The sequence below is a fragment of the Micromonospora sp. CNZ280 genome (genome assembly GCF_011759515.1).
Genome location: NZ_JAAOYP010000004.1, coordinates 544,719 through 571,704 on the forward strand (window position 1 = coordinate 544,719; position 26,986 = coordinate 571,704).

The following is a 26,986-nucleotide window of genomic DNA, read 5'->3' on the forward strand; positions in this document are numbered from 1 at the left end:
GCGGTCACCACCGGTCCACAAGACAGTCGCCGCGGTCCTGGCCGAGCGTGTCGAGCAGGTGCGGCACCACGCGCGGCAGAAGGTACTTACTCGCCAGCGCGGTCACCGGCACCCACTCGAACCCGACGTGGTGGGGGTCGGGCGGGTCGGGCATGCGGGGTGCGGCGTCGTCGAGGGGCTCGGCGAGGAAGTTAAACTGGACCTTCTGCACGTCGCCGAACTCGCCTTGCCAGGCCTCGGGCACGTACTCGACGACGAACAGCAGTCGGCGCGCCCGCACACGCAGCCCGGTCTCCTCAGCGACCTTACGGCACACGGCGTCGCGCAGGCACTCTCCCTCGCGGGCCTTGCCGCCGGGAAGGTTGTAGTGGAAGCCTGCGGCGTCGTCGTAGGACAAGACCTGCGTTCCGCAGCTCGGCGTCGATATAGTCCGCGAATTTGGGGTTTGAGCTGGGCAAACGCCGGTAGGCCCGGTGACTGGGCGTGTCACTAGGCGGCTGTGTTGTTGCAGGTCAGGCGGTTGCGGGTGTGGCGTCGAAGATCCGAGGCGGTTCGGTGATCTTCAGCTTGGTGAGCAGGGCCTTCTGGGGTTGGGACAGCTCGGTGCGCTGGGCGAACGTGCCGGCGGGGCCGGTGAACACGCCCAGGTGCAGCCGGTCGATCTCGGTGCGGATCGCGGTCCAGGTGCGGCCGGTTTCGGTCTCGGCGACCCGGATCAGCAGCAGGGCCAGCCAGCAGAGCAGGATGTGGGCGCGGATGCGGTCCTCGCGGTGGTGGAACACCGGGCGCAGGTCGAGGGTGGTCTTCATGTCGCGCCAGCCGCGTTCGACTTCGAGCAGTTGCTTGTAGCCCAGGGCGATGTCCTCGGCGGACAGTGTTGGGTCGGAGCAGCGCAGCAGGTACTTGCCGTCCAGCCGCTGCTCCGCCTTGACCTTGGCCTGGTCGATGCGCAGCAGGCCCTTGGGCGTGACGCGCAGGAACCGGTTCAGGCCGGGCTTGGTCGAGATCACGCCGCGGAGCTCGGCGCGTTTGGTGGCCGACAGCCGGTCGGTGTCGTCGATCAGGTCGGTGAGCTGGGCGATCAGCCGGGTCCGGACGGCGGCGTCGCGGTCGGCGGCCTCGGGGTTGTAGCAGATGACGAACCGGTCGTCGGTGTCGATGTTGACTTCCTTGACCTGCAGGTTGTCCGCGACGGTGGCGTAGCGGCCCTGCCGTGCGAGGGCGGCGTCGGCTTCGCTGGTGCCGGCGCGCAGCTTCTCGCCGAGGATGTAGTGCCCGCCGCCCTGTTGCAGGAAGCGGCGGTTCTCAGCGGAGGCGAAGCCACGGTCGGCGACCCAGACGATGCGGGCCAGGCTCCACTCCCGCATGTCGGTCTTGACCTGCCGGATCAGGGCGGAGTCACCGGTGTTGCCGGGCCAGCACCACACCCGCACCGGGATACCGGTGCGGGTGACGGCCATCCCGACCACGACCTGGGGCAGGTCGTCGCGGGAGTCCTTGCTCTTACCATGCGTGCGGAACCCGGCCTGCTTGACTGCGGCCGGGTCGCCTTCGGCCACGACCTTGCCCAAGGCGTCGCGCCACAGCGGTTCGTCGGCCTCGTCGAGTTCGAAGTAGGTGCTGGTGGTGTCGAAGAACAGCAGGTCGACCTCGAGGTTGAGCAGGTCGGCGATCTGGTCGTAGACACCGCGGGTCAACGCAGGTTCGACCTCGATCAGCTGGTCCATCGCCCGGTAGCAGGCGTCGTCGGTGACATGTGGCAGGCCGGGCAGGTGCACGTCCTGGCAGATCCACTCGGCGGCGGCCAGCTTGCTCGACGGCGCCAGGGCCCGGTTCGCGACCAGCGCGAACAGCACCCGCTCCACGTCGACCTCCCGCCGCGCCGAGCCGACCAGCGGCCGCAGGACGGTGTCGATACGCAGACGGCGCCACAGCCCGTCGAGCAGCCACGCCCCGCCCAGCGGCCTCGACTGTTCGAACGACAACCCGGCCGGCGCGGCCGCGGCCAGGGCGTCGGCCGGGGCCAGCAGCCGCGACAACGCGTCCACCAGGCGGCGGATACCGGCCACGTCGAGCTGGTCCTCACGGCCGAACGAGTACAACACCCGGGTCTTGGACGCCTTCGCGGCCGGGTCCCACTCATTGTGGGCCAACTGCAGGTAGCGGATCGTCTGCCCGTCGCGGGTCTTGCGGGTCGACGCCTTCACGTACACGAGGCACGACCGTACACCGACTATGAGACCCGGCATAGACCAGCAGCTCATAACAGTTATACACAGGCAGGCGTGTCACTAGGCGATTTCGCGGTTTCCACCAGGCCGCAACGCCTTGACCTGCGCCTTCACGCCGCAACGCCGACTATATCGACGCTGAGCTGCGGAACGCAGGCAAGAGCAAGACGTAATTTGCGCGCATGACGGCGGCCTTCACCGACACGCTGATCCGCGGCAATGGGGGCATGTGGGATCTCCTGGTCGAGGGGTCGGACGCAGGGCTCAGACGCGGGCGTAGGGATCGCCGATCGCCAGCAGCTCGCCCACGGTGGCCAGCGGCACCGTGCCCGGCGAGCCGGTGCCAGCCAGCTCCGCGGCGACGGCGCGCATGCCCGCCAAAGCGGCGCGGCTGAGCTGGTTGGCGTAGATGCACATGGCGAACCCGGCCCGGCCCAGCTCTTGCCATCCGAGGTGGGCAAAGGCGGTCGGCACGGTCACCAGCGGGGTCGGTGCGCTCCATTCCCGCGCCGTGCGCAGCGCCTCGTCTCCTGAGACGTCACGGGAGTGGATCAGTACCGCGTCCGCGCCGTTCGCGGCGTAGTACCGGGCCCGGTCCAGGGCGTGGGAGAAGGGTGCGCCGGCGATCAGCGCCTCCGTGCGGGCGATGAGCACCAGTTCGTCGCTGGCCCGGCGTATCTCTCGCAGCTGGTCCGCGACGACATCGACGTCAGCCAGGCCCTGCGTGCGGTGGGTGCTGAAGCTGTTGCACTTCGGATAGGCGCTGTCCTCCAGGCACAGCGCGGCAGCACCCGCGCGGGCCAGGTCCAAAGCGCAGCGGCGGGCGGAGTTCGCGGACCCGCCGGCGTTGTCGACGTCGACCACCACGGGCAGGTGGGCGGTGCGCCCGACGGCGAGCACCACGTCGCACAGGTCACGCACCCCGAGCACGTTCGCGTCGGCGAGGCCGGCGGCGGCGGAGACCTCCAGGCTGCTGACCCACAGTGCGTCGAAGCCGGCACCGGCGGCGGCGGTGGCGGCAAGGGCGTTGACTGCGCCGACCGCCCGGACCGGGGCGCCGGTACCCGCCATCAGTGCCCGGCGCAAAATGTCAGCGGTCACCGGCCACCGCCTCCGTCGTGGGATCGAATGGCGGCACGAGGTCATGCGCAATGAGGGCCTGCCAGACCTGGTCCAACACGCCGCCGGGGCTCGCGCTGGCGTCGATGTGTGCCACTTCGCCCAACAGCGGATAGGCGGCCGGCTCGCTCACGATCTCGGTGTAGACCTGACGCACTCGGGCCTGCACGTCCAACACGTCCCAGTCCGCCCGGACCGCGTCGCCCTGCCGGCCGTGCGCCCGCTGCAGCGAGTCGCGCGGGTCCAGATCGAGCACCAGCGTCAGATCAACCGGCTGGGTGATGCCGGCGGCGAGCCGCTCGTAGGTTTCCCCCGGCTTCATGTCGTGCTTGACGGCGAAGAACGCCAGCTCGCTCACCAGCCAGCGGTCGCTGATCACCGGGCGGTTGGGCAACGCCGGCCGCACCAGCCGCGCCAGCGTCGCCGCCTTGTCGGCCACCAGCGCCTGCAGGTACCGGTCACGGTTGTCCGCCGACGGCTGGTACTTACCCTCCACGATGTCGGCGGCCGCATCAGCGGCCAGGAAGTTGCTGGTCAGGACGCACAGGGGTGTCACCTCGTAGAGGCCTTCCCAGAGCCGGAACAGGCCCTTGCGCACCGTGGTCTTCCCCGTGCCGTCCAGGCCCTCGATCACGATGAACGGAAACCGCTGCATCACTCCACCTGCCCCGCGCCGGTACCACCGGCGTACTTCGTGAACCGACCCCGCCACGGCACCGCCATTGACACCAGATCGACCAAGCGCAGCTCGCCGAGTTCCTCCAACAACGCCGGCATCCGTCGCTCGACCACGACGCTCGCCGCCAACGCACGGCAGTACGCCATCCGCAAGCCGGCCTCAGCGACTCCGCCTGCTCGCAGGTGTTCCTCCAACACGCGGATCGCCATACCAAGCGCGACAATGCCGGCTGCCTCCTCCAGCACCATCCGCGCTATTGATGCAGTGCTGGGTTGCAAACTGCGGTGATGCACACCGCGATGGCGGATGATCGCGAAGAACCCGACCCACCAGGCCGCCGCGCCACAAACAGCCGCTAGATCGGCAGCCACCACCTGGTCGACCCCATCCATGATCAGCTCGTTGGCCCGAGCCATTGCCGCAGGTCTGAGCACGTTCGTCGGACCTACTGGAAACGCATAGCGCGCTGGAAGGTCCAGCCACGGACGAAGTCCGGCGTCGTCGATGTGACTGGACACAGACGCAAGGTGTGTGAACTCAACGGCTGCCAACGCCGCTGCGAGTCCAACACCCTGGACGTCCGGCAGAGGAGTGTTCGATGCAATCGCCTCTCGCCACTCGGAGAGATGCAGGTGAACCCGCTGTACTTGGAGGCCGTCACCGACCGTCAGCCACATGCGGTGCAGGGGTACTGCTGAAGTAGGTCGTAACTGAGGTGAGGCAGGCACGGATTCTCCTAATGCAGGATCGGGCGGCCGACTAACGGCAGCAGCCGCACGTCGATTGACGCAGACTTAGTTACAGAGAGCCAGGAGGCGCATGCGGACAGAAGAACTTGTCCGCATGCCCGAACAGGTTGTCCGCATTCGGCGAGCTCACGGGTGAGTACTGCAACCACGCAGTTGTTCTTGGTTGCGCCCCGCTGAACACTGAGCCTCGATCCACCGATGAATGTCGGATCGGCGGGATCCCGGAGATAGAGAGTGCCCTCTGAGCTGGAAGGATAGGAGTTCTCACGCTTCTATCGCTTCGCTCGAGAGGGCACCTCGCAGGTGAGATTACGTCATGACGTGCCGGTGACGCGCGTCTCGTTCGATGATCCGAATCTGGTGTCGTGTGCCGGCCTTGTTCCGGTGATGCGCCTGGCCGAGCAGGCCGGTCTGCACGACGCGGTCGTTGACCGGGTGCGGCTGCCGACGGACAAGGGCGCCAACCCTGCCGGGAAGGTCGCCACGATCGTGGCCGGGATGCTCGCGGGCGCGGACAGTATCGACGACCTTGATGTGGCCCGACACGGCGGGATGCGGTCGTTGTTTACGAGTGTGTACGCGCCGTCGACGCTGGGATCGTTCCTGCGCACGATCACCCACGGGCACGTGCGGCAGCTGCAGGCCGCCGCCCGTGACACCCTGATCGGCCTGGCCGGCCGGGCACCGATCTTGGCCGGCGCCGACGTGCTGACCTTTGTGGATATCGACTCGATGTTGCGGCGGGTGTACGGCAAGCAGAAGCAGGGCATCGGCTTCGGCCACGCCAAGGTCGGCGGCTACAACGTCTACCTGCGCGGCTACAACCCTCTGGTCGCCACGCTGTCCACACCGCTGTCGGCGCCGGTGATCGCCGCCACCCGGCTGCGCTCGGGTAACGCCGGCTCCGCCCGCGGCGCGGCGAGGATGATCGCCGAAGCGATCACCACTGCCCGATCGTGCGGCGCCACCGGTGAGATCGTGGTGCGGGAGGACTCGGCGTTCTACGCCAAGACCGTGATCAACTGCTGCCGGCGTCGTGGTGTCAGGTTCTCGGTCACCACCCGGATCGACGCGAAGATCCGCGCCGCGTGCGACAGCATCGCCAGCGACCAGTGGGTCGACATCAAGTACCCGCAGGCCGTCTGGGACGAAGACGAGCAACGGTGGATCTCCGACGCGCAGATCGCCGAAACCACATACACCGCGTTCGCCGGCACCCGGCATGCGGTGACCGCCCGGCTGATCGTGCGCCGCATCCGCCGCGACGACCCGCAACAGATCCCCGGCCAAGACGAACTGCTACCGACCTACCGGTATCACGCCGTGTTCACCGACAGCCCGTTCACCCTCGTACAGGCCGAAGCCCAGCACCGCGGCCACGCCATCATCGAACAAATCAACGCCGACCTGATCGCCGGCCCACTCGCCCACCTGCCCTCGGGCCGGTTCAGCGCCAACGACGCCTGGCTGACCTGCGCCGCGATCGCCCACAACCTCACCCGCGCCAGCGGCCACCTCGCCGCGGGCGCCTACGCCACCGCCCGGCCCGCCACGATCCGCACCCGGATCATCAACGTCGCAGCCCGCCTCGCGCACCGAGCCCGCACCATCCACCTGCACCTACCCGACCACTGGCCCTGGCAAGCCGCGTTCGACAACCTGTTCACCGCCGTCCAGACCACACCCGGCTGACCACACCCCCCAGCAGAACCGGGCGGCCCGACCACAGGCCACAATCCCTATACACCGCACAATCGCAACCGGAGCAAGCCGACCACCCGATCGGCGGCTACCACACACCCGCCGACTCACCCCATCCAGGAATGATCAACCCGTGATCGCACCCAACCGCGTCGGTGGATCGAGGCTCAGCCTGCCCTTCCCCTCGTAACGTGGAGGCCAGAACTTGAGGGATAGAGGTTCATGGCTGAGACGAGACGCCGGTTCGATCCGGAGTTCCGCGCGGGCGCGGTGCGCATTGTGCGGGAGACCGGGAAGTCGATCGCTCAGGTCGCGCGTGACCTGGGCATCAACGATGGCACCCTGGCGAACTGGGTGAAGAAGGATCGCGAGGAGCGTGGCGAGGCCGGCGGCGCGGGTGCGCTGTCGGAGGACGAGCGCGCGGAGCTGGCCAGGTTGCGGCGGGAGAACGCCGAGCTGGCGATGGAGCGTGATGTTCTCAAGCGATCCGTGGTCCTCTGGGTCAAGGAAGCGACGGGCAGGTGACCGTGGCCGCCTTCATCGCTTCCCAGAGGACCGAGCATGACGTGCCGCACGCGGTGGCCTGCCGGGCGTTGGGAGTGTCCGAGTCGTGGTTCTACAAGTGGCGCGACCGGCCGCCGACCCCTCGTGATGACCGACGTGCCCGGCTCGCGGCCGCGGTCAGGAAGGTCTTCGACGACTCGGGCGGCACCTACGGCAGCCCGCGGATCGGGATCGAGCTTCGCGACCAAGGCTGGCAGGTCTCCGACAACACGATCGCGCAGCTCATGGCCGAGCTCGGGCTGGCCGCCCGGGCGAAACGCCGCCGCCGTGGCCTGACCCGCCAAGGGAAGCGTCCGGCCGCCCCGGACCTGGTCAAACGAGTGTTCACCGCGCCGGCGCCGGACGTCGCCTGGTGCGGCGACATGACCGAGATCGTCACCGGCGAGGGCAAGCTCTACCTCGCCACCGTCATCGACCTGTACTCCCGGCGCATCCTCGGCTACGCCATGGGTGAGCGCCACGACGCCGCCCTGGTCGCCGCTGCGTTGAACATGGCCGCCGTCACCCGCGGCGGTGACGTCGCCGGGGTGATCTTCCACAGCGACAGGGGCGCCGAGTACACCTCGGCCGAGTTCGCCCGGGCGTGCGCCCGCTGGAAGGTGCGCCAATCGATGGGCCGGGTCGGATCATGCTTCGACAACGCCGTCGCCGAGGCCACCTTCTCCACCATCAAGGTCGAGTACGTCCACCGCCGCCAGTTCCGCACCCGCACCGAAGCCCGCCTGAAGATCGCCACCTGGATCACGGACTTCTACAACCGGCGCCGCCGGCACTCCGTCTGCGACTGGCGATCACCCATCGACTACGAACGATCAACCATCCGTGCCCTGGAGAACCAGGCCGCATAACGCAACCCTCCACGATTCCAGGGGATTGACAGCCATAGCCTGCGGGGCCACCTTGGCGTCGCCAAGGACAGCGCCGAGCAAGGCTACGCCCAACTGCGCGTCCCGACCGTGCACCGGTTTTCCGATCTTGGCGTTCTCGGCGTCACCGGCGCCCACATGCCAAATGACAGCGGCGTCCAGAAGCTGCCTTTTCGCGTCCCCGTCCAGATCGGGCGCTACCCGCACGAGCTGCGCCGTGAGGACCTGTAAGGCCTTCTGCTGTTTTGCCGTCAAAGCGCCGCTGTGCGGATCCCTCCGCCGATTGAGGGCCGATCGCAGCACCTCCAGCGGACCGGGTAGCCGAGCCACGGCCAACACCAGGCCATCACCATGTTGCACCGATCCCCGCCGGATCATTCCGGCCCACTGAACGAGTATCGGTGCTAAGGCGTGTTTCGTAAGTCGAGGGATCCGTACGAAGTCACGGCGTGGCGGTGGTCGATAACTGAAGAGGTCTCCGGTATTTGGTTCTGCGACCAAGCAAGAACTTCATACCGGAGACCTCGTGCCCAGCGTAGCGGTGACGAGGCGGCATGACCTGACCGACAGGCAGTGGGCTGTTCTGGCTCCGCTGTTGCCTGCCGCGCCGGCGACAGGTCGTCCGCCGAAGTGGGAGAAACGGCAGCTCATCGACGGGATCCGGTGGCGGATCCGGATCGGTGCTCCATGGCGGGACGTCCCGGCCGAGTACGCGCCCTGGCAGACGATCTACGGCCTGTTCCGCCGCTGGCAGCGTGACGGAACCTGGGACAAGATCCTGTCCGCGTTGCAGGCGGCCGGCGACGCGCAGGACCGGATCGCCTGGACGGTGAGCGTGGACTCGATGACCAGCCGCGCCCACCAGCACGCCGCCGGCGCCCGCACCGACGGCCATCTGCAGAAGGAAACACCCGGCGGTGTGCACGACGAACCCGCCGACCACGCGCTGGGCCGGTCCCGCGGCGGGCTGACCACCAAAACTCATCTGGCCTGCGAGCAGGGACAGAAGGTCCTCTCCCTGACCGTGACCGCCGGGCACCGTGGAGACAGCCCGCAGTTCATCCCCGTCCTGCGCCGCATCCGCGTGACCCGCCTCGGTGTCGGCCGGCCCCGCACCTGCCCCGACCTGGTCCTGGCCGACAAGGCCTACACCAGCCGCGGCAACCGCAGATACCTGCGCTCACGCGGGATCAAGGCCTGCATCCCCAGCAAGAAAGACCAGGACGCCCACCGCAAGGCCAAAGGCTCCAACGGTGGCCGCCCACCCGCGTTCGACAAGGATCTCTACCGGCTACGACACGCCGTCGAGAACGGCATCAACAGGCTCAAACGCCACCGCGGCGTCGCCACTCGCTACGACAAACTCGCCGTCCGCTTTCAAGCCGTCCTGACCATCACCATCATCACCGAGTGGCTCTGACCGGCTTATGAAACACGCCTTAGGCCCGCGCCGGCGGTCCCTACGGTCACTTCATGCTTCGCCTGCACCCATGCCCTCCGGCCGGATGCGCACTCGCAGAGAATGTCGTCAGTCGGATCGTCGGTCTCCATCCGAACCAGCACTGGGGGCCCGCCGCGGGATGGGAGCAGCCCTTCAGCCTCCCGCTCCAACAGGCCATAGACCACGAGTAGCGCCGCAGCGCCAGCGCGATGAGCACTGCCGATCTCACTCGCTGCCCCACCTATCGCCCCGCGTGCTGCATACGTCACGTTTGAACCCTGCCGGAACCTGAGGCCGACATCAACGGGGGCTGTGCCGATTACTGCGGCGGCGCGTCCTGGTAGCCCACGCCCTGCCTGATCAGATCGCCGGACTGCTGTGTCTCATCGGCGGTCTGGGGGATATCGACGGCGACCAGGTGGCCATCGGCGTCGGGGGTCAGTACCAAGGGCTTGTGTCGGCGGCCGGGTCAGCGGGCAGCCCCGTCAGCAGGCCACCAGCCTGATGCTGTCGAACGACCTGATCCAGGTGCCACCTGACGAGCTCGTGACCCTAGGGGCCGCTCGGGCAGGGGGCTGCCGAGGTGAGCCGGGCCCTGAGCCGGCTCCGGTCCCAGTTCTTGCACGCGGGCAAGCGGGCTATCTCGTTCGCCGGTGACGTGTTCGCGACCGTCGTGGCTACGGACCGACCCGCTGGCGAAAGTCCACGCCTGAGCGCCGCCCAGCTGCGCGCCGTCCTGCGGACCCTAATCCTGCAGGAGTTGACCGACCGCGGCAGCACCGATCCTCGGGGCTTGGACGAAATCACGTTCGTCACGGGCTTGACGCCGACGTCCTGAACTGACGCCCCGCGTGTCTGGCGGCCGTGTCGAGACCGCTCCGCGGACCGTGGCAGGCGGATACCAACGCAAGGCGCTCCTGTCAGCAGCGACAAGTCGCGCTGGGGATGAACGGGTTCGACAATGTCGGACGCGAGGTAGACCATCGGGATAGCGGCCAAAGCGTCGCGGCGGGACGTGCGGTGAGAAGGCGGGATGGTCGGCGAGAACGGGTGGGATGACGAGCCGTGGCGGTGCTGGGTCGACGACATGATCGACTCGGATCCAAGCATCCTCGACGAGATCCAGCACTGGTGGGACACGACTTCGCCGGTGCCGATGGTCGGCAGCCGGCACCACACCGTCCCGCGCCGCTATCTCGAACGCTTCTCCGCGTCAGGCCAAATCCGCGTCCGCGACCGGGTCACGGGACGGGCGAGCCTCCGCAACACCAAGGACGTTGGCGCGATCCGCGACTTCTACACCTTCATCAACCTCGACGGTGAGCGAGACGGACGGCTCGAACGGATCCTCGGCGTGATCGAGGACGGGGCAACCGCTGTCATCGACCGCATCCTCGACCCCTTCCAGACACCGCGACCGCTCACGCCAGAGGAATCACTGCACCTGAGCATCTTCATCGGCTTCCAACTGCTGCGCACGCCCCGACACCGTCGCGAGGTCGAGTTGATGGGCGACTACATCATCCGCTCGTCGCGACCGGACATCCGCGGGATCACCGAGGTACGAGTGGTTCCGGACCCGAACCTGCACCTCGACTACCTCACCAAGAACGCTCCCAAAGTCGCGCAGGCGTTCTTCGGCCGCCCGGCGACGCTCGTCACGATCGACCAACCGCTATTCATCACCTGTGACGAGCCGGTGATCCTGCGTACCCGCGGGGACGTCAGCCACGTCCAGCACCTGCCGAGCTGCGCGAAGCCCCAGCGGCGCAGGAAGAAGGACGCGCGTAAGCCCAGCAGAAGCCGCGCCCGCAACGCCGACACGGTCCACGTATACCCCAGCCGACCCGGCGTGGGCCAAGCGCACGAGGCAGCCCTGCCGCTCACACCACGAGCGTTGCTCGTCATCGGCCCGCACGGCGTCGCCGACGTGGCGCCCCACCGCCGCCTGCGCGGTGAAGCGGCCGTCGCCCTCGCGAACGACGTGAACTCCCGGCTCCTCGCTCACGCCTACCAATGGGTCGCTGCTCACCCCGCCCATCCCACGTTCACCGCCATGGAACTTCCCGAACCTGGGCCCATCGTCCATGTCTGCGACGGCGGCACCGCCTTCGCCCGGGAGCTGCAACAGCCACCCGCACCTCGACAACCCGAGCTGTTAGGCCGCTGCGGTCGCTGAGGAGGGCCACGATGTGCGCATCGTTCTCAGACGGGCAGGCAGACGTCGCTCCACGGCGCTTGCTGCGCCTAGCTGATCTTCAGCAGGCGACCACAGCACCGCCGCTGTGCGACCGGCCACCGGAGGAAGAAAAAGGAAAAGCCGCAGGTCACCCGCTTGCGGCTACGCGCGGAGCGTCGTCTTAGGAGTCTCCATGCGACTCTGGTTGATCTTGGTGGGCAGGGTCGAGTGGCCGGCGGGACCGGGGGCGCGTCGGCGGGGAGCGTGCTGGTTCAGGCTGCGGCGCGGATCGCCGGTGCCGGTCGGGTGAAGGTCTTGCCGTCACGGACAAGAGCCCAGAGGACGTCGACGCGTCGTCGGGCGAGGGCGAGGATGGCTTGCCGGTGGTTTTTGCCTTCGCCGCGTTTCTTCTCGTAGTACGCGCGGGAGGCAGGGCATTCCCGGGCGGCGGTAAACGCGGCCATCCACAGAATGTGCCGCAGCCGTCGGTGATAGCGGCGAGGCTGGCGATGATTTCCGGAGACCGTTCCGGAGTCGCGGGAGACAGGTGCCAGGCCGGCGTGGGCGGCCAGTTTCGCGGCGTTGTCGTATTCGGTCATGCCGGCGGTGTGGACGAGCAGTTCGGCGGTGAGTAGGGGTCCCATGCCGGGCAGGCTGCTGACGATCGGCGTGAGTGGGTGCTGGTCGAGGTGTTCGGCGATGAGGCCGTCGACGGCGGCGATGCGTTGGTCGAGGGCGAGGATCTCGGTGGTCATCTGCCCGACCACCACAGCGGCGGCGCGTTGGCCGGGCAGGGTGGCGGTCTGCTGCCGGGCGGCGGCGACCAGCGCCTCGGCGACGTGGACGGCGTTCTTGACGTGGCCGCAGCGGAGCAGGGCGGTGATCCGGTCGACGCCGGCGTGCCGGATCGCCGCCGGGGTCTGCCAGCAGGCGAGGACCATCATCGGGCCTTTCCGGTTGAGGTCCACGGCCCGCTCCAGGGCGGGGCTGATCCCGGTGAGCAACTCCTGCAACCGGAACAGGGTGGCGACGCGCTGCCCGACGAGGTCAGCGCGGTAACTGGTCAGCACAGTCAGTTCGGCGAGGAGCCGGTCGGACGGCTCCAGGACGGGGATGTCGGGGCGCATGCGGATGGTCTGGGCGATCACCACCGCATCGCGGGCATCGTTCTTGTTCTCCCCGGCGAACGCGGCGGCCATGTGGAACGCGACGGTGCCGGAGACGTACCGGACCTGGACCTGCCGCCGCCATAGCAGGGTCAGCAGCAACGCGGACAGGCCGGTGGTGACGTCGACCGCCCAGCAGACCGGCCGGCCGTGCGTCGACACCTCAGCCATGACGGTGAGCAGGGCGGTTTCGTCGTTGGCGACCCGGCGGGAGTAGACCAGCCGGCCGTCACCGTCAACGGCGGCGACATGGTGGTGGGTCTTGCCGATGTCCACGCCGATCCACAGCTTCGCCACGATCGCGCTCCCCTCTACTTGATCGTCTCTCGGATGGCCTTCGTCTGCGGGTTCGGGTTTGCCGGCACCTTCTAGCGATGCGAACGCGGGTCGCGGGTCTCCATCAGCGGTCGACCGAATCTCACAGACGACGAAGCGGCGGGTGGCATCTCCTACCGTCAGCCAAACGATCTCGGCGAAACACACGCAGCCATACCCACCGCCTCCGGGCATCAGGGTCTACGGCCACCAGGGCCGTGCCCGTTCAACCAACCCGCTCGCGCGGCGGGAATGAGTGGCACCTCGAAGCTCAGCCACAGGCACGGCCGAACACGCACAGCCATCCCCACCCCGGCCCCCGGGCACGGCAGCCCTAGTGTCCTGAGTCGTTGGAGAGTTGATTAATTCTGGTGCAGTAGTTGGCGAGGTTGTCCAGGATCTCGTCGGCGGTCTTGACCCATACGAAGGGCTTGGGGTCTTCGTTCCATGCGGCGATCCAGGCGTTGACGTCAGTTTCGAGGTCCTTGACGCTGCGGTGGCTGCTGCGGCGTAGTTTGCGGCGGGTCAGTTCGGCGAACCAGCGCTCGACCAGGTTGAGCCAGCTGCCCGAGGTCGGGGTGAAATGCAGGTGGAAGCGGGGATGCGCGGCCAGCCAGGTCCTGATCGCCGGGGTCTTGTGGGTGGCGTAGTTGTCGCAGATCAGATGGAGATCCAACTCGGGCGGAGTGTTCGCGTCGATGGTCTTGAGGAACCGCAGGAACTCCTGATGCCGGTGGCGGCGCTGGTGCTGGCCGATCACCTTGCCGGTGGCCACGTCCAGCGCCGCGAACAGGCTGGTGGTGCCGTACCGGATGTAGTCGTGGGTCTGCCGCCCAGGCACACCCGGCATCATCGGCAGCGTCGGCGCGCTGCGGTCCAACGCCTGCATCTGGGATTTCTCGTCGACCGCGAGGACCATGGCCTTGTCGGGCGGGTCGAGATACAACCCGACCACGTCGCGGACCTTCTCGATGAACTGCGGGTCCTTGGACAGTTTCCACGTGTCCACCAGATGCGGCTTGAGGCCGAACGCCCGCCAGATCCGAGAGACCGCGGTCTGGTTCAACCCGACGGCCTTGGCCATCGACCGTGTCGACCAGTGCGTGTCGTTGTTGGTCGGCGCCTCTTCGAGTGTCTTCACGATCACCGCCTCGACCTGCTCATCGGTGATCTTCCGAGTCGCGCCCGGGCGCGACTCGTCCGACAGGCCCTCCAGCCGGTCACGAACAAACCTGGCCCGCCACTTGTTCACCGTCTGCGGCCACACCCCCAACGCCGCGGCGACGTCCTTGTTCGTCGTACCCTCCGCACACGCCAACACAATCCGCGCCCGCAACGCCAACGCCTGCGCCGTTTTCGCCCTACGCGACCACGACAGCAACGTCTCACGTTCCACATCGGACAACACAAGCTCGGCTTTCGGGCGACCCGTTCGCGGCATACCCACAGCCTAACCAACTTTGGTAACGGATCAACGACTCGGGACACTAGCCTGCCGCCGTCGCTGGTAAGCGCCCGGACACCATGTGCGGGAACCCGGGGAGCATCAGCGCTCCATCGAGCGCGGGGAAGGCGTACGGCGTGACTGCCCATAACGGGGGCGCGGGGCCGCCGCTCCGCGACCGGCCTGATTCCCACGCCAACCGTCGCTGCAGCGGCTTGAATAGCGGTGTGCAGGTCAGCAAGGACGGGCGGAGTTGGCGCATCGGTGCCGCCGCCGACGTGAGTTGGATCGCTGGTCACACCACTGCCGGTGTCTCGATCACCACCGCCATCCCGCTGGTCTTCGACGCCTACGCCACCACGTACCAGGCCGACGACGTCACCGCCGCCGCCTACGAGCACGCCCTGGTCGAGGACCTCACCACGCACACCCCCGATCAGCCCTGGTGGCTGGCCTACCTCGACACCGGCGCCCACGACGTCGTCTTCCCCCACGCCCCGAGGGTGTTCCTCTACTGGAACTGGCCGTACGTGCTGGTCGAGGCCGGCCCCGAGCAAGCCCTCACCTGGCGCACCGGTGGTCACATACGCCACCCGCACGGCGCGCTACCCGACCTGTTCTTCCCCGCCGACCGATCGTGGCTGGTCTCCGCGCTCTGGGACGACACCTGGACCTGCGTCGGCGGCCCGGCACCACTGATCCACACCCTCGAACGCGACCCCCTGGCCAACGCCCGCCAGGTCCGAGCCGACGAGGACGCGCTGCCACCAGGGCTGACCCGCGAGTGACGACCAACGCCGAAGCCGCAGTCAGCCTCCAACGGTGGCTACCCTCGCCACTTCTCGGCCGGCCGGCAGCCACTGGTTGGCTTGCCGTAGATCCGCTTCCCGTCCGGACCCGCGTAGCAGTGCTCCAGCTGGTCTTCGGCCTGAAACAGCGGACGCCTGTCGATCTCCGCCCCCTTGGCGTCGTAACTGACCAGTTCAGGGGCGTTGCCGGCCTTGAGTCTGGCGCCGCTGGTCATCAGGCCGAACGCGCCCCCGGAGAGCCGGGCTGCCGTGATGTGGCCGTCACCGTGGTCGAGCACGAGCCGGTGGACACGCACGCTGACCCGGCCGCTGACGCTGACGTCCCCACCGTCGAACTCGGTGGAGGTCAGCAGCAGCCGCTGCACCGGCCCGGGCAGCCACTCACCGTGCGGCCAGGGCTCGGTGGCGCCCCCGCCGGACTCCCGAGCCATTCGAGGCGACTCGGCGTCGCAGGTGGCGTAGCCGACGTCGTTCATGAACAACACCAGCGCGCGGTCACCCCGCTCGATGGCCACCGCCAAATCGGCCAGGGACACCGGGACGGGTTGCTCGCTCGGGTCCTGCCGGGCCTGCCGTTGCGGGGAGTTCCACCGAAGGCACCGCTCGGCCGCGTCCTGCAGCGTCGGCGACAGCTCCCCGGCCCCCATGGCCAACACCTGCACGGTCGATCGGTCCGGCCGCTCCCACACCACCGCCGCGGCACCGGACGCCACAGCCAGCAGCACCGCCCCGGCCACGGCGATGCGCAGTCGTGGGGTACGAGCTGGGCGCGGCCTCACGAAGCCGAGGATCCGGGCCCGCATCGCGCGCGCCGTCCCCGGCGGCAGGTCCCGCTCGGCAGGTAGGTCGAGAATGTCGTTCACCGCTTCCCCTCCTGGATCTCCTCGGGCACCAGGCGAGCCAGGCGGCTGCGCGCGCGACTGACCCTGGACCGCACCGCCACCTCACTGATTCCCAGCACGGCTGCCGCGTCCGGGTACGACACGCCGGACCACAGGCACAAGGCCACCGCCTCCCGCTCGGCCGGTGACAACCGGCGGAGAACCGAGAGGACCTCGGCCATCCGCCGCTCGTCGTCGAGCCGCGCGGAAACCTCGTCTGCGAGGTCACCATCGGCGTACCGCTCCGCCGGTAGACGCCGTATCAGCGCCAGCCACCGGCGCGCCGACCGCCACTCGGAGCGGACCGCGTTGGTGGCGACGACCAGCAGCCACGGCAGCGCCGAGCCGTCCACCAGCCGGGCGTCGTGGCGGCGGCGCCACGCGACGAGGAACGTCGCCTGGGTGACGTCCTCGGCCGTCGCCCACGAGCCGGTCTGCCGGAACGCGTGGTTGTAGACCGGGCGGGAGTACCGGTCGAAGAGCCGACCGAACGCCGACTCTTCACCGGCGGCGATCGAGGACCACAGCTCCTCGTCCGACGGCCGTACCTGATGCCTCACACCACACTATGGCCGCTCACGCCGACTCTGTTGCAGGTCACCGGCGCACCTCTCGAACGAAAGCGGCGCCCAGCCGGCGCGCGGGACCCGCCGTGAACGTATCCCGCCGCACCGACGGCGAAGATCGTGACGGCGGTGAGCCAGGATGCTGTCGTGGTGGAGGGCTGGATCGGCCAGGCCCAAGCCGCGACGACCGCACCGGTATGGCGTGGAGCGGCGGCGTAGACGGCGCACACGTAGACGAAGGCGGGCAGCCACGCCAGCCGCGCGCCGAGCAGCACTGCGCCGCTGGCGACCAGTCCGATACAACCGAGAGCGTTGCGCACCAGTGCATGGGCGCCGAACGTGTCGGACTCCCGCAGCCCGGCCAGGCTGAGCGCCATGGCGGTGACGAGAGCGGCGACGAGAAGGTGACCGGCTCGCCAGACCCGCCACGGCAGGGGCGTGCTGCGTTCGAGGTCCTCGTCAGCGCCGGCGAGGGTGGGCCCCAGCAGTAGGGCGGCCAGCAGCGGTGCGAGTGCGACCACGGGGACGCGGGCGGCGGGTCCGTCGAAGTAGGGCCTGCCGGCGAGCCAGGTTCCGGCGGCCCAGGCCAGCAGCGTGATGACGCCGACACCAGCCACGAAGGTTGACGCGCCCCGGGAGCGCAGGTGCAGCGTGAGAAGCCGCCGGGTCACGGTTGCTGGCCGAGCCGGATCAGGGCTTGGGCGTCGCATCGGTCGGCCGCGTCGAGGTAGGTGGCGAACCAGGCACGCTGCGCCGGCTCCGGTAGTGCGCGGAGCCTGGTGAGGGATACATCGTCGGGGGTAGCTGCCTCGTCGAGCATCCAGTCGGTGGCCAGGGTGTCGGTCCGGTAGACCCGCTGGTCGATTCTGCGGACCCCGGAGGGGTCCTCACATCTGGCGCGGGTCACCTGCCGGAAGTCCGCACGCAGGTGTTCGGGGCTGGTCAAGCCGCCGAGCGCGGTGGACTGGGAACCGAGGTTCAGCCAGACCGTGTCGTCGTTCTGCTCGACGGACTGGCCGTCCGGCTGTGCGGCCTGGTCGACCGCCCGCCGGGGCGCTCCGGGTATCCCGTCGAGACGGGCCAGGATCGGCTGCACGACCGCGGTGACGTCGTCGATCAGGAAGGCGTTGATCCGGGACAGGCACACCTGGGGGCCGCTGCTCGTGCACACCAGCTCTACCGCGGCCGGGTTGGCCGGGAGGCGATGGGTGCCCGGCCCGGTGGTGATCGGCACGGCGGCGGCGACGGCGAGTCCGCCGGCCAGCAGGGCTGCTCGCCGCTGCCGCGCGGCGGCGGCGAGCAGCAGGACCGTCAGGGCCACCAGCCAGGCTGCCTGCAACACGGTGACCCGGCCGGGGACGAGCGAGTAAACCGCCCAGCCGCCGTAGACCGGAGACAGCCACGCGGCGGGCGTGCCGTCCCAGTAGACGACGATGGCCAGGCCCAGGTAGGTGGCCAAGCCGGCGATCGGCGCCGCCACCCGCAGCGGGACCAGTCGCCCGACGAGGACGCCGACCGCGCCGGCGGCGGCCAGGGCGAGGACGCCGACGGCCAAGGTCCACCACCAGCCTCCGCCGGCGTAGGTCGCGACCCGGGCGACCAGCACCGCCGCTCCGGCGAACGCGACCAGCACACCGGCGGCGCCGGCCAGTGTCACGGCGAGCCAGGCCACCACCAGCGGCTGCCAGCCCGGGCGCGGGGTGGAGGCGATCAGGTCGTCGATGTCGCGCCGCCGTTCCCGCCCGGACTGCCACGCCCCGGCAGCGATCATGACAGCGCACAGGATCAACAGCGACACCCGCAGGTAGTTCGCCAGGCCCGCCCACCGGCCACCCCAGTCGTCCGGGTGCACGGCCAGCATCCACACCCCGGCCCCGAACATCGCCACAGCGGCGAAGGGCGCCGTGCCGCGGCGTAGCTCCACCCTCAGCGCGCGCCTCACCGCGGTGCCGTCCGCGCGCCGCGCAGAACCGCCGTGTAGCCCCGTTCGATCGGGGAGTCGCCGCTGTCGCCGTCCCCACCGGCCGCGATCAGCTCATCGGGCAGGCCGGTGAAAACCAGCCGCCCCCCGTCGAGCAGGTTCACCCGGGTACACGCCGCCACAACGTCCTCCACCAAGTGAGTGCTGACCAGCACGACAGCATCCAGGCCCAGCTCCCGCAGCAGCGCCCGGAACTGCACCCGCTGCTCCGGGTCCAGACCCGCGGTCGGCTCGTCCAACAACAGCAGCCGAGGGTCGTTCACGATGGCCTGGGCGATGCCGGCGCGGCGCAGCATCCCGCCGGAGAGGTGCTTCATCCTGTCGTCGGCGCGCTCCAGCAGGCCGACCCGCTCGATCGCCCGGTCCACCGCCAGCGGGATCCGCGCCGGTGGCATCTCCTTCAGCCAGGCGAAGTACTCGACGAACTCCCGGACGGTGAAGCGCGGGTAGAAGCCGAACGTCTGGGGCAGGTAGCCCAATTGTCGGCGTGCCTGCCGCAACGCCGAGGGGTCGCCGATGTGGTGGCCCAGCAGCCGGACCTCACCCCGGTCGGGGCGCAGCACCGTGGCCAGGACCCGCATCAGGGTGGTCTTGCCGGCGCCGTTCGGGCCGAGCAACCCGTGCACCCCCATCCCCAGCTCGAGGTCCAGGTCGTCGAAGACGACTCGCTTGCCGTAGCTGACCCGCAGGCCGTCGACGCTCACCGTCGTCATGCTGGTTGCCTTTCCACCCGTTCCCGACGCACATACACCACCACCGCGGCCACCGCGGTGACGCCCAGCCATCCCGGGACGCTCGACACCAGGACCGCCAGACCGCCGACCGGCGGCGCCAGCACCACCACCGCCCACGCCCCCGCCACCACGAGCGCGGCGTACGCGGGCTCGATCAACGAGCCGAGCGCCAACGTCAGCACGGTCAACCCGACGCAGGGCAACAGCCACAGTCCCGGCGGACCGATGTCCGTCACCGCGCCGGCCAGGACCGCGACGGGTGCGGCCACCGTGAGCACCGCCAGCGTGCGCCACAGCACAATCGTCAGGCCGCCCTGCGGTGTCCCCGCGATCAACTCGTGCAGTGGATCAGTTCGCGGCCCGTACGACAGAGCCGTACCGACAGCGGGCAGCGCCGGCGCGATCAGCAGGAGCAGCCACGGCGGGACCACCGTCGGGCTAACCGCCAACCCCGCGGTGAGCAACCCGGTGACAGCCACCGACAGCAACCACGCCGTCCGCGCCGCAGGTCCCGCCCCCACCAACACCCTGATTCGCCGCCACCCGGTCGCCCGCCGCACCCGCCCCTGCGTCGGCAACCGGCCGCCCAGCGCCACCGCGACCGCCTCCACGACCAGAGCCGTCGACGCGTCCGATGCGATGCTCGTCCGGCAGGCCGAACAGCGGTCGAGGTGCGCCTCCACCGACCACGCGTCAACGTCAGCGAGGCGGCCCTCGGCGTACGCCGCCAGCACCCTGGCGTCGACGTGGAACCCGGTCACGACAGGGCCTCCCTCAACTCGCGGCGCGCCCGCATCGCCCGGGTCTTCACCGTGCCCTCCGGCACACCCAGCAACACCGCAGCCTCCCGCACCGTCAGGCCGTCCAGCACCGTCGCCTGCAACACCGCCCGCAACTCCGGAGCCAAACGGTGCAGCGCACGCTCCAACTCAGCGTCGTACGCGCCCGCCAAGACCTCGTCCTCCGCCGACGGCGACCACGCCAACACGTCCTCGCCCGGCTCCCCCACACCCTGCGGGCGAACCAACGCACGCCGCCGCGCGTCGATCAGCCGACCGGCCGCCACCGACCACAGCCAGCCCACCGCCGCACCGTCCCCGCGGTAGCCGGCCGCGGCCCGCCACACCGTCAGGAACGTTTCCTGCAACACCTCCCGGACCAACTCCGGATCCCGGCACCGGCGGCGCAGACGCAACACCAACCACGGCGCGTTACGCGCATACAGCACGTCGAACGCCCCGCGGTCACCCTCACCGACGAGGCGCAACAACTCCTCATCGCCCACATCCATCACGCAAGGTTAGGACGCATAACCGTCCGAAACGGTTCTCCGGGCAGGGGCGCCGTGGCGAAGTCCCGACACCACTCGGCGGTACGGCTTCAAGAACAGCCCTTCCCGGCACCTCATTGCCTAAGCTGCACACGGGACGGCGTGTCCGAGCCGATCAAGCCATTCCTGCCCCGGCCGGCCCGTCCGAGGCAAGGCGGGGCCAACCTTCGTCTCGTCGCATCGCGCTCATGGGCCCCGCTTGGCTCTCCTGAGCCCGCGAGGGCACCACCAGGGTTTCGGCTCGTGAAGCAACCCCGGGAGCCGCACCTAGCGTGACTATCTCGAATCGGGGGATCGGAGGCCTGGATGGGCGATCGCGACACGGCGTTCGCGGAGTACTTCGCGGCGAGGTCCGACGCGATGCGCGGCACCGCGTATCTGTTGTGCGGCGACTGGCACCGGGCGGAGGACCTGGTCCAGACCACGTTCACCAAGCTCTACCTCGTGTGGAACCGAGTCTCACGCCACGACGTGCTCGACTCCTACGTACGTCAGATCCTGATCCGGCTTTTCCTCGACGAACGGCGGCGGGGTTGGTGGCGGCGGGAGCGAGTCAGCGGCGCCGACGCCGAGGGACCGGCACCGGCTGACGCGCCGGAGGACCGGCTGGTGATGCTCCAGGCGCTGGCCGCCGTGCCGCCCCGCCAGCGAGCCGTCCTGGTTCTGCGCTACTGGGAGGACCTGTCGATCGAGGAGACAGCGACCGTGCTGAACTGCTCGCCGGGAACGGTGAAGAGCCAGGCCGTCCGCGGCCTGGACACGCTGCGCGGCCTCCTGTCACCCACCCACATCGGGGTCGAGAAGGGATGACGATGAACGGAGAGAAGCTGCGCGACGCCCTGCGCGACGAGATGACGAGCACTACTCCGCCACCACCGCTGAGTGCGCACGCCATGCTGAGCACCGCCCGACGCGCCCGGATGCGCCGCCGGACCCTGTGGGCCTGCGCCGGATCGGCGGCAGCAGTTCTGGCAGTCGCCGGCGTCGCGACCCTCGCCACCCCCGGCACCAGCGGCTACAGCCCCGCAGCTCCCCCGCCGCAGGCCGCCCCGCACCCGTCATCCAAGGACACCGCCCAGCCATGGCCGACCGGACCCGACGGCCAACCGCAGGAAGACCGCACCGCGCGAGCCGGCGCCAAACACGACCAGGGAATCCGGCTGCTCAACGAGATCGTCTCTGTCGTGCCGGCCGGATACACCGCGCCGGAGAACCCGGCGAACCAGCCCCCTGACCAGATGCCGCTACGGACGCACCAGGCGCAATTCGAAGACACAATCAACGGTGTCGACGTGTGGAGTTACATGTCCTCGGCCACCCTGGCCAAGGGTGATCGGATGGGACGCCTGCTCGTCGAGGTGCACACCGCAGGGAATCAGCTCCCCACGGAACCGTGCGCGCTGGCCCGCCAGTTCTGGGGCATGCAAGGCGAATGCGAAGTGGTCACCGTGGGAGCGTCACAGGTGGGTGTGGTGGTCCGGCCCGGCCGCGACGACCGGTTCGACCAGTGGGCCGCCTACCGACACCCGGACGGCGCGGTGGTGTTCGTCGCGCAGGGCGAGAAGATCGGAGACGACCAGCCAAGCCTGACCACACTGCCGTTCTCCGTACAGCAACTGGCGTCCCTCGCCGTCGATAACAGGTTCCACCTGCAGTGATGCACCTCGTGGCCGCCGCACGTCGGCGGCGGGTCCGACCGGGCAGGTCGACGTGGCCTGCCGGATTGCCGGACGGCCCAACGCCGGAGTGACAACAGCGGCGAAGCCCGTCCCGGGTTGGCGCCGGGTGAACGCTCGCCCGTGGGCATCATGCTCGCGGCGCTGTATGACGCGAGCTGTCGCCGCACTCGTGGCGAGAACCGGGCACCGACCAGGATGCTTACTCGCTGCTTTACACCAGGTCGCTCGCGATGGGTTGGCGTCACCATGGGACGGCCCTCGCGGCATTGGGCGACGTTCCGCCTGACGCTCGCCGAGGGGTCACTGGGCGCGCTCGGGTGGCTGGCCGGCTTCCTCGCCGACCTGAGCGCCCGACACGAAGTCACCAATCCGCTGCTGTTCACCGCCGGCAGGTCGTAGGCGGCCACCTGCTGGGGAAGCACCGCGGCGGCGGTTTGGCCGACACCGTAGATCAGGCTGCGCCACATCGGCACGGCGTGGGATCAGACCAACATCCCGGCTGTCTGTCGCCACTGCTCCCAGCAGCAGGTGTCGCCGGACGCCGTCTCGCACTGCTAGCGGCGCGCATGGCTACCGTGACGCGGCCGGTGGCATGCTCACCCGCCGGTTGACGGCATCGACGGCTACGCTGCCTTCATGGCGGCGTGTCTCGAGCTGACCAGGCCGTTCCCCCACGTGGGGTCCGGTCACGGTCTCTCCGGGGCAACCCCGGGGACGCGACACTCACCTCGGCACCACACCACAGGTGCGTCGGCACGCTCCGCGAGCCTGTGCACCCGCACGACCGGGCATCGTCGGGACACGCTGCCACCACCGGCTCAGTCGTGACCAACATTCACGCCGTCGGCACCGCGCTCGCCGACGCGTTCCTCGCCGGCGACGGCTGGCGCCGCGCCGATCTCGTCGACCAGGGTGGGCTCGTCCTCGGGGTCCGACGGCGATGGCTGTGGCCAGTCGCCGAGGCAGTGCTGGCCGCCTACCCGCGCCCACCCACCGACCGGCCACGCGAGCTGGCCACGTTCCTGAGCACCCTCGACCCGCTCCGCGCGGCAGTCGCCGCCACCCGCCGGCACCAGCGGCCGATCGTCATCCGCGCGCGGCCCGTGACGCCGACCCGCACCGTCCGCCGTCCCTGGCACACCCCGGTCATCGACGACGTCGGCGCCCTGGCCGCGATGCTCGACCTGAGCATCGAACACCTCGACTGGTACGCCGACCGACACGCCACCGCCCACCGGCTGCACCACTACCACTACCGCTGGACCGACCACGACCGGCTGATCGAGGCACCCAAATCCCGGCTCCGCACCCTGCAACGCCGGCTCCTCACCGAGGTCCTCGGCCCCATCCCGGTCCACCCCGCCGCCCACGGCTTCGTACCCGGACGCTCCGCACACACCTTCGCCGCCACCCACACCGCACAGCCGGTCGTCGTCCGGATCGACCTGCTCGCCTTCTTCACCCACATCCCCGCCACCCGCGTCCACGGCCTGTTCCGCACCGCCGGCTACCCCGAACCCGTCGCCCACACCCTCACCGGACTCTGCACCACCCGCACCCCACACCCCGTCCTCCGCCGCGCACCCACCGACCTGGCGCACCGAGCGACGAGGCTCGCCGCGCTGCGCACCGGCCACCTTCCCCAAGGGGCGCCGACCTCACCCGCGCTGGCCAACCTGTGCGCCTACCGACTCGACCGCCGCCTCACCGGCCTCGCCCACGCCTTCGATGCCACCTACACCCGGTACGCCGACGACCTCGCCTTCTCCGGAGACCTCACCACCCGACGCATCCACGACCTGATCGCCGCCGTCACCGACATCGCCCGCGGCGAGGGCTTCCAAGTCCACACGGGTAAGACCCGCGTCCGCGGCCATGCCGACCGGCAACTCCTCGCCGGACTCGTCGTCAACCACCACCCCGCCACACCCCGCGACGAGTACGACCGGCTCCGCGCCATCCTCCACAACGCCGCCCGCACCGGCCTCGCCATGCAGAACCGGACCGCTCACCCCGACTTCGCCCAATACCTCATCGGACGAGTTACCTGGGTCGGTCACCACCACCCGGCACGCGCAGCGAAACTCGCCACGCTGCTGACCCAGGCTCTCGCGGCACCGTAGAATGACGCGGCGCGGCAACTTCGCGAGATCTCGGCAAGGACGCGTCGCACCGACCGAAGCATGGTCTGAGCAGGACTTACGTCTGCTCTGCTGATCTTCGGCAAGCGAGCACAGCAACGTGCGTGCGCGACCCGCTCGCGTGAAAACAGAATAGGAACCCGCGGGTCATTAGCCTATGGGTACAGATAGAGCGTCGTCTTAGGAAACCGTTGCTCTATCCCCTGAGCTACGAGGGCGCGAGCGCCCAGTCTAGCGACCTGCGGGCTGACCCGGGATGGCAGGGAGTCGCCCGCGTTGGCCTGCATTGCCCCGGCCGATCGGCCCCGCCGATGACCACGCGTGGATCACACGGGCGAGCTGGCGATCATGCACCTTGGTACCGGTTGACCCGAACCGGCACCGGTTGACCCGGGGTGACACCGGCTGGAGAGCACACACCGCGCACATCACCAAGATCAAAGGTTGGCCGTCGCCTCGCAGTCGGCGCACAGCGCGATGATCCCCCACAGCCTGGGGACGCTATCCAACGGCAACCCGTCGTGAAGCAGGCGCAGGCGCTAGACCACCGATAGGGTCCGGGCCACCGTCAGCAGAGCATCTGATCCGTAGACCGATGCCCGTCTATGGGCATGGTCGGGCTGGTCAACCGTCCGCCTCAGTCCCGCCCGGTCCGCGCGGGTCCCCACCGATATCAGCAGGTCCAGGCTTCACATTAGGTTCCGTCGATCGCTGTTCCCTTCAGACGAGACCCGGAATCCGAGCAAGTTCCTTCACGTCCGGATCAGTTCCCCGACGTCCGAGCAGCCACCGAGCAGCCATGGATCGTCGATCCCGACGCTGAGCCCTGAACTACCGAGACGTGCGGCAGCCTCCAGGGTCAGCTCGCGGAGTTGCCAGATCAGCGAGATCTTCCGCATCGGGGTCCGGGTGGCTGCGTAGGTCATCGTGGGCGGCGGAGTCGTCGAGGCTGTTTTCGAGCCGACGACGTTGAGTAGCCGCGTTGTCCGACAGCTTTCCCAAGCTGCATGGCGAGCCCGGGCGAACGGCCGTCATTCGTCTTTGAAGAACGCTGTCTTGAACAGGTCGGCGGCGTCGATGAGCTCGGCTGTGGTGACCTCGACCTCGCCCCTGGTGACCGCGTCGTTACCGTCCTCTGTCAGGACCCACGTCACGGACACCAACCTCGCTTGCGGGTCCCGCGCGAGGATCACGTAGTCGTCCTGGTCGCTCATCCATGGCACGTTGGGCCGGAACGAATCCGGCGTGAGCACGACCTCGGCGTCGTCGCCTCGATTGGTCCATACGACGGGGTACCCGCGCGGCGTGACCCGAAGTTCGCCGGGATCGAATCCGGTCCCGAACGGGTCGTGCCGTCGCATGACGGGCTCGACCACCTTCTCGAAGTCGGCATCGTCAGCCTCGCGGTAGTCAAAAGCTTCACAACCATGAAAGGTCACGATGAGATGGGGCTTCGCGACGAACCGGTCGCGGCTGACGACCCTGATTCCGACGCCAGGCAGACCGACGCCGAGGAAGTGCTCTCGCCCATGCGCGATATGGGCGGACTTCTCACTCCGCCACGCGTCCAGACGTGCCGCTCGCTCTTCTGCCGTCGGCGGCCGCCCCACTGAGAGGATGCTTCTTGCTAGGAACGCTGACGTGGACGCGAAAGTGCTCGTCTCCGGCTCGTGCTGCTTGCTGAACTCTTCTTCTTCGAACTCGTACAGGCGCTCCAGCACCTCGTCAACGCCGTCAACGCGCCCGATGGAGCCGAGGATCTCCACGTCGAGATCGATCGGTGCTCTGCCGCCTCCGCGAGCTCGCTCGACGAGAGCAAGCAGCTCGCCGGCCCGGGCCGGGCGGGTGTTGCTGGTTCCCCGCACGTAGACCGCACCGTCCTCGAGACTGTCCCGACCGTCATCTCCCTGGAAGCTCTTGTGACACGGGAAGATCGGCTGACCATCCTGCGGCGGCTGCGCGATGACGAACAATACCTCACGATCGTCGCCGACGCCGATCCTCCCGAATTCAAACGCGGGGAACTGCGACCCGAGATAGGGACGGAGCCGGTCCTCCAGCTCGTGAGCCTCGACGCCACGGGGGACGCCCGGCGTGCTGCCCTTCCGCGCGCCGATGACCAGCACCGCGTAGCCGTGGAAGTGCCGTGCCGCCTCACGCGGACGTCGGTTGGCCGCTCCCAGCAGGAACTTGGCCACCTTCGCCACGCCGGCCTTGCTGTTGAGGTCGAGGCTGCTCTTGACCTCGAGGTAGGTTGTCTCGGCCTCGTCGCCGACGGCGACCACGTGGTCGAGAATGCTCCGCTGAGCGCGCTCACCGAGAGGGATGACGTCGGTCGCAAGCGTCACGGGCTTCGGCTCTGGCGGCATAGCTGCGGCGGGATCAGCAGGCATAGTTCGATTGTCCCACCC

The 26,986-nt window shown here is 69.0% G+C and carries 27 protein-coding genes; 10 read left to right on the forward strand and 17 right to left on the reverse strand.

All coding sequences use genetic code 11. The annotated features are described in order from the left end of the window. Positions 1-4 precede the first annotated feature (4 nt). From FHX32_RS29650 to FHX32_RS29670, 5 genes are all read right to left on the reverse strand, one after another. The gene (locus FHX32_RS29650; protein WP_208419480.1) at positions 5-397 is read right to left on the reverse strand and encodes an NUDIX domain-containing protein; all 393 of its coding nucleotides are present in this window, start codon (positions 395-397) and stop codon (positions 5-7) included. Positions 398-512: 115 nt separating this feature from the next. Then, positions 513-2,213 carry an IS1634 family transposase gene (locus FHX32_RS29655; protein WP_167185129.1) on the reverse strand — a complete coding sequence of 567 codons (1,701 nt, stop codon included), beginning with the start codon at positions 2,211-2,213 and terminating at the stop codon, positions 513-515. A gap of 282 nt (positions 2,214-2,495) precedes the next feature. Further along, the gene (locus FHX32_RS29660) at positions 2,496-3,332 is read right to left on the reverse strand and encodes an isocitrate lyase/phosphoenolpyruvate mutase family protein (protein ID WP_167190557.1); all 837 of its coding nucleotides are present in this window, start codon (positions 3,330-3,332) and stop codon (positions 2,496-2,498) included. Beyond that, complete coding sequence (locus tag FHX32_RS29665) at positions 3,322-4,005, reverse strand: dTMP kinase (RefSeq protein ID WP_167190560.1); 684 nt, start codon at positions 4,003-4,005, stop codon at positions 3,322-3,324. The genes FHX32_RS29660 and FHX32_RS29665 overlap by 11 nt, the downstream gene beginning before the upstream one ends. Then, positions 4,005-4,547, reverse strand: coding sequence for a hypothetical protein (locus FHX32_RS29670; RefSeq protein ID WP_486481401.1), 543 nt, complete (start codon positions 4,545-4,547; stop codon positions 4,005-4,007). The genes FHX32_RS29665 and FHX32_RS29670 overlap by 1 nt, the downstream gene beginning before the upstream one ends. A 534-nt stretch (positions 4,548-5,081) precedes the next feature. Between FHX32_RS29670 and FHX32_RS29675 the strand changes: the two genes are divergently transcribed. The 3 genes from FHX32_RS29675 to FHX32_RS29685 all read left to right on the forward strand — a co-directional run bounded on the left by FHX32_RS29675 (position 5,082) and on the right by FHX32_RS29685 (position 7,891). Beyond that, a complete protein-coding gene (locus FHX32_RS29675) occupies positions 5,082-6,470 on the forward strand; it encodes an IS1380 family transposase (protein WP_167190564.1) in 1,389 nt (462 codons plus the stop codon). Positions 6,471-6,701: 231 nt separating this feature from the next. Continuing rightward, positions 6,702-7,004: a transposase gene (locus FHX32_RS29680; protein ID WP_111217005.1), complete on the forward strand. Its 303-nt coding sequence runs from the start codon at positions 6,702-6,704 to the stop codon at positions 7,002-7,004. 2 nt (positions 7,005-7,006) lie between these two features. Then, positions 7,007-7,891 carry an IS3 family transposase gene (locus tag FHX32_RS29685; RefSeq protein ID WP_486481422.1) on the forward strand — a complete coding sequence of 295 codons (885 nt, stop codon included), beginning with the start codon at positions 7,007-7,009 and terminating at the stop codon, positions 7,889-7,891. Here the strand turns inward: FHX32_RS29685 and FHX32_RS29690 are convergent. After that, complete coding sequence (locus FHX32_RS29690; RefSeq protein ID WP_167190570.1) at positions 7,856-8,287, reverse strand: hypothetical protein; 432 nt, start codon at positions 8,285-8,287, stop codon at positions 7,856-7,858. The two genes, FHX32_RS29685 and FHX32_RS29690, sit on opposite strands and share 36 nt — an antisense overlap. A 163-nt stretch (positions 8,288-8,450) precedes the next feature. Between FHX32_RS29690 and FHX32_RS29695 the strand changes: the two genes are divergently transcribed. Together FHX32_RS29695 and FHX32_RS29700 are read left to right on the forward strand one after the other, a co-directional pair. Further along, positions 8,451-9,329, forward strand: coding sequence for an IS5 family transposase (locus tag FHX32_RS29695; protein WP_486481402.1), 879 nt, complete (start codon positions 8,451-8,453; stop codon positions 9,327-9,329). 1,054 nt (positions 9,330-10,383) lie between these two features. Next, positions 10,384-11,529, forward strand: a complete 1,146-nt coding sequence (locus FHX32_RS29700; RefSeq protein ID WP_167190576.1) for a DUF4238 domain-containing protein — start codon at positions 10,384-10,386, stop codon at positions 11,527-11,529. Between the two features lie 272 nt (positions 11,530-11,801). Here FHX32_RS29700 and FHX32_RS29705 read toward each other — a convergent pair whose 3' ends face one another. Together FHX32_RS29705 and FHX32_RS29710 are read right to left on the reverse strand one after the other, a co-directional pair. Further along, positions 11,802-12,992, reverse strand: a complete 1,191-nt coding sequence (locus tag FHX32_RS29705; protein WP_167190579.1) for an IS110 family RNA-guided transposase — start codon at positions 12,990-12,992, stop codon at positions 11,802-11,804. A 352-nt stretch (positions 12,993-13,344) separates the two neighbouring features. Next, positions 13,345-14,451, reverse strand: coding sequence for an IS630 family transposase (locus FHX32_RS29710; protein WP_109903726.1), 1,107 nt, complete (start codon positions 14,449-14,451; stop codon positions 13,345-13,347). A gap of 230 nt (positions 14,452-14,681) precedes the next feature. Between FHX32_RS29710 and FHX32_RS34690 the strand changes: the two genes are divergently transcribed. Beyond that, on the forward strand, positions 14,682-15,242 hold the full coding sequence (locus FHX32_RS34690; protein WP_030273684.1) for a hypothetical protein: 561 nt from the start codon (positions 14,682-14,684) through the stop codon (positions 15,240-15,242). Between the two features lie 38 nt (positions 15,243-15,280). Here the strand turns inward: FHX32_RS34690 and FHX32_RS29720 are convergent, their stop codons facing one another. Genes FHX32_RS29720 through FHX32_RS29750 form a run of 7 tightly spaced genes read right to left on the reverse strand, consistent with a single transcriptional unit; the run spans position 15,281 to position 20,716 of the window. Further along, positions 15,281-16,126 (reverse strand): hypothetical protein, encoded by an 846-nt coding sequence (locus tag FHX32_RS29720; protein ID WP_030273686.1) that lies wholly within the window; start codon positions 16,124-16,126, stop codon positions 15,281-15,283. Continuing rightward, positions 16,123-16,704 (reverse strand): RNA polymerase sigma factor, encoded by a 582-nt coding sequence (locus FHX32_RS29725; protein WP_030273688.1) that lies wholly within the window; start codon positions 16,702-16,704, stop codon positions 16,123-16,125. Before FHX32_RS29725 ends, FHX32_RS29720 begins: the two co-directional genes overlap by 4 nt. Next, positions 16,701-17,381: a hypothetical protein gene (locus FHX32_RS29730; protein ID WP_052166211.1), complete on the reverse strand. Its 681-nt coding sequence runs from the start codon at positions 17,379-17,381 to the stop codon at positions 16,701-16,703. Before FHX32_RS29730 ends, FHX32_RS29725 begins: the two co-directional genes overlap by 4 nt. After that, positions 17,378-18,652 carry a hypothetical protein gene (locus FHX32_RS29735; protein ID WP_030273691.1) on the reverse strand — a complete coding sequence of 425 codons (1,275 nt, stop codon included), beginning with the start codon at positions 18,650-18,652 and terminating at the stop codon, positions 17,378-17,380. The genes FHX32_RS29730 and FHX32_RS29735 overlap by 4 nt, the downstream gene beginning before the upstream one ends. Then, the gene (locus FHX32_RS29740; RefSeq protein ID WP_030273692.1) at positions 18,649-19,404 is read right to left on the reverse strand and encodes an ABC transporter ATP-binding protein; all 756 of its coding nucleotides are present in this window, start codon (positions 19,402-19,404) and stop codon (positions 18,649-18,651) included. The genes FHX32_RS29735 and FHX32_RS29740 overlap by 4 nt, the downstream gene beginning before the upstream one ends. Next, positions 19,401-20,186 carry a zf-HC2 domain-containing protein gene (locus tag FHX32_RS29745; protein ID WP_030273693.1) on the reverse strand — a complete coding sequence of 262 codons (786 nt, stop codon included), beginning with the start codon at positions 20,184-20,186 and terminating at the stop codon, positions 19,401-19,403. Before FHX32_RS29745 ends, FHX32_RS29740 begins: the two co-directional genes overlap by 4 nt. Further along, the gene (locus FHX32_RS29750) at positions 20,183-20,716 is read right to left on the reverse strand and encodes an RNA polymerase sigma factor (protein ID WP_036311437.1); all 534 of its coding nucleotides are present in this window, start codon (positions 20,714-20,716) and stop codon (positions 20,183-20,185) included. Before FHX32_RS29750 ends, FHX32_RS29745 begins: the two co-directional genes overlap by 4 nt. 345 nt (positions 20,717-21,061) lie before the next feature. On the opposite strand from FHX32_RS29750, the gene FHX32_RS29755 reads away from it, so the two are divergent. The 4 genes from FHX32_RS29755 to FHX32_RS29770 all read left to right on the forward strand — a co-directional run bounded on the left by FHX32_RS29755 (position 21,062) and on the right by FHX32_RS29770 (position 24,557). Continuing rightward, complete coding sequence (locus tag FHX32_RS29755; RefSeq protein WP_030273696.1) at positions 21,062-21,565, forward strand: SigE family RNA polymerase sigma factor; 504 nt, start codon at positions 21,062-21,064, stop codon at positions 21,563-21,565. A 2-nt stretch (positions 21,566-21,567) separates the two neighbouring features. Continuing rightward, entirely contained in the window at positions 21,568-22,413 is an 846-nt protein-coding gene (locus tag FHX32_RS29760; RefSeq protein ID WP_030273697.1) for a hypothetical protein, read from the forward strand. A gap of 267 nt (positions 22,414-22,680) precedes the next feature. After that, positions 22,681-22,833, forward strand: a complete 153-nt coding sequence (locus FHX32_RS29765; protein ID WP_157551527.1) for a hypothetical protein — start codon at positions 22,681-22,683, stop codon at positions 22,831-22,833. Between the two features lie 425 nt (positions 22,834-23,258). Next, entirely contained in the window at positions 23,259-24,557 is a 1,299-nt protein-coding gene (locus FHX32_RS29770; RefSeq protein ID WP_167190582.1) for a reverse transcriptase family protein, read from the forward strand. A gap of 770 nt (positions 24,558-25,327) precedes the next feature. Here FHX32_RS29770 and FHX32_RS29775 read toward each other — a convergent pair. Continuing rightward, positions 25,328-25,501, reverse strand: coding sequence for a hypothetical protein (locus FHX32_RS29775; protein WP_167190585.1), 174 nt, complete (start codon positions 25,499-25,501; stop codon positions 25,328-25,330). A gap of 105 nt (positions 25,502-25,606) precedes the next feature. Further along, a complete protein-coding gene (locus FHX32_RS29780) occupies positions 25,607-26,968 on the reverse strand; it encodes a hypothetical protein (protein ID WP_208419485.1) in 1,362 nt (453 codons plus the stop codon). Positions 26,969-26,986: the final 18 nt, after the last annotated feature.